Raw genomic sequence first — 2,636 nt, 5'->3', positions numbered from 1 at the left:
AGCTAAATATAGGAGATACATTAGAAAGTTCCTTAGGAACGGTAACACTTACTGAACCTGATGTTACTGTAGCCCAGAAGAATGACCTAATAGCGAAAAGTTTTAATATTCTTAAACAAAATGAAGGTAAAAATCTTATATCTTCTCCCACTGAAGTAAATGAAGTAGCAAAGATAACCGAATTTAAGTATTCTAATATTTCATTTAATCCTACTAAACCCGAGATTATATTAGATACTTCTTCAAGCGGAACAATAGATGGTTATATACAGGTTTATGGTTTGAACTGTTATGTAAAAGGAACTTTTAATTGTTCAGGTTCTTCCGGAAGAATTTACTACGATGAGGCAACAGGAACTGTAAAAGGAGAAACACCATTTACGTGTAATACTTCTGTAAACTATAATTGTGATGGAGAATCTGGTACGGAAACTGACACTGCTGATTGTTCAGGTTTATTAACTATAAATACTGTGGATATTGATTGGAATAATAGAAAAGTTACAGGAATATTCAATCTTCAGTGTAGTTTCTCCGAATACTCTGTGCTTGATTTTACCTATACCGATACAATTACATTACAGGGAAATTAATCTCTTTTCTTTTCCTTTTTTTCTTTTTAAACTAAACTTACGCCCTAAGTCCCCTTCCGTAAGTGAGGGTTGTGCAGTCGTCACCCATAAGGGCGTTTTAGGGTTGTATGTGGTAAAGCAAAGGGCTAAAATAATACGTGTAGGTGGAGAGCTATAGGGGTGTAATGTCGGCCTCCGCCTTGAAGATAAAAGGTGAGGCAGTGGTGAAAAGCGGGAAGGATTTAGGTCTCGCCCGCCTTAAGGGCGGCAGGGCCGGAGCAATCCGAACTTACGCCCGTAGAGAGGGCGGAAAGCCCTTGCCCATGCAGGAATCTCCTTACGGAGCTTCCGGTAGGGAATATAATCCTACCCGGAAGACCCGTCCGTAAGGGCGTAGAGCTTCACATTAACAAGGATAAACCCCTCGTGAGGGGACGGGCGAACAATCCGCCCGTGAGGGTAACTCCTTCAGGAGTTACTCTCCAAAGTTAAGCCTTGCACCCTAGGTACGGGATGGTTGACTAAACTTAAAACCATGGATAAGGTTTACGTCGGCGTTGATACGGGAGGAACTTTTACAGACTTCGTATACTGGGACGGGAAAACTTGGAATGTCCTAAAGATACCATCAACCCCCCAAAATCCCGCCGAGGCTGTTATTGAAGGATTAAAAATCATAGGAAAGGATAAGAGGCTTGATATAGTTCACGGTTCAACGGTAGCGACCAACGCACTTCTGGAAAGGAAAGGAGCAAAAACCGCATTGATAACGAATAAAGGTTTTGAAGACGTTATAGAGATAGGTAGACAGAACAGAGAAGAGCTTTACAACCTACACTATAAAAAGCCGAAGCCTCTTGTGCCGAGGAAGCTAAGGTTCGGTATAAGGTGCAGGATGAATAAAAAGGGGGAAATTCTTCAGGATATTAACACGGAAGAACTGGAAAAGGTAGTAAATGAGATACTTAGTAAAGGCGTTGAATCAGTTGCCGTTTGCTTTCTCCACTCCTACGCAAATCCCGAACATGAAAAGGTGGTAGGAAAGAGGCTTGAAAGGGAGAAGCTTTTTGTTACGCTTTCCTCGGAAATTCTTCCCGAGTTTAGGGAGTATGAGAGAACTTCAACGACCGTTATAAACGCTTACGTGTCTCCCAAGATGAGTAGATATCTAAGATACCTCAAGGAAAACGTAAAGGAAGGTGACAGTCTCAGGGTTATGCAGTCAAACGGTGGAGTTATATCCGTTGAAACCGCTTCAAGGGAGGCGGTAAGAACCATTCTCTCGGGTCCGGCGGGAGGTGTTATGGGTGCGTTGTATGTGGGAAGACTTGCGGGATACGAGAAGTTAATAACCTTTGATATGGGAGGAACGTCCACGGACGTATCCCTTATAGATAAAACACCGAGACTTACCACTGAATCAAAGATATCCGGTCTACCCGTGAAAGTCCCCATGATTGATATACACACCGTAGGAGCCGGAGGGGGTTCAATAGCAAAGCTGGACGAGGGAGGAGCGCTGAGGGTTGGTCCGGAAAGTGCAGGCTCAGAACCGGGACCCATATGTTACGGAAAAGGGGGAAAAGATATAACGGTAACGGATGCTAACCTATACCTCGGGAGACTCGTTCCCGAACACTTCCTCGGTGGAAGGATGAGGCTTTATCCGGAACTGCTTGAAGAACCCTTTAAAAATCTCTCTGAAAAACTGGGTGTTGACCCCCACCGGCTCGGGGAGGCTATACTGAACGTTGCCAACTCAAACATGGTTAGAGCTATAAGGAGGATATCCGTAGAGAGGGGATACAACCCGATGGAGTTCACCCTTGTTTCTTTCGGTGGTGCCGGAGGTCTTCACGCCGTATTTCTCGCCAAAGAGCTAAACATACCGAGGGTTTTAATTCCCAAAAATCCTGGCCTCCTTTCCGCCGTAGGGATGCTTATCTCGGACGTGGTTAAGGACTTCTCAACAACCGTGATGCTTAAGGAGGAAGAGATTAAGGAAGAAGCTCTTGAAGAGATTTATAAAGTGATTGAAGAAAGACTTATTAAGGAAATGGAAAT

2 protein-coding genes are annotated in these 2,636 nt (G+C 43.9%); both read left to right on the top strand.

Translation table 11 applies throughout. The annotated features are described in order from the left end of the window. A partial coding sequence (locus tag ACWB1W_RS05965; protein WP_479370468.1) for a hypothetical protein occupies window positions 1–593 on the top strand: 593 nt, incomplete at its 5' end. A 514-nt stretch (window positions 594–1,107) separates the two neighbouring features. Continuing rightward, a partial coding sequence (locus tag ACWB1W_RS05960) for a hydantoinase/oxoprolinase family protein (protein ID WP_479370467.1) occupies window positions 1,108–2,636 on the top strand: 1,529 nt, incomplete at its 3' end.

The sequence above is a fragment of the Aquifex sp. genome, from assembly GCF_056494385.1.
Note: the sequence above shows the minus strand (reverse complement) of the source record. Positions and strands in the feature narration are given on the sequence as shown.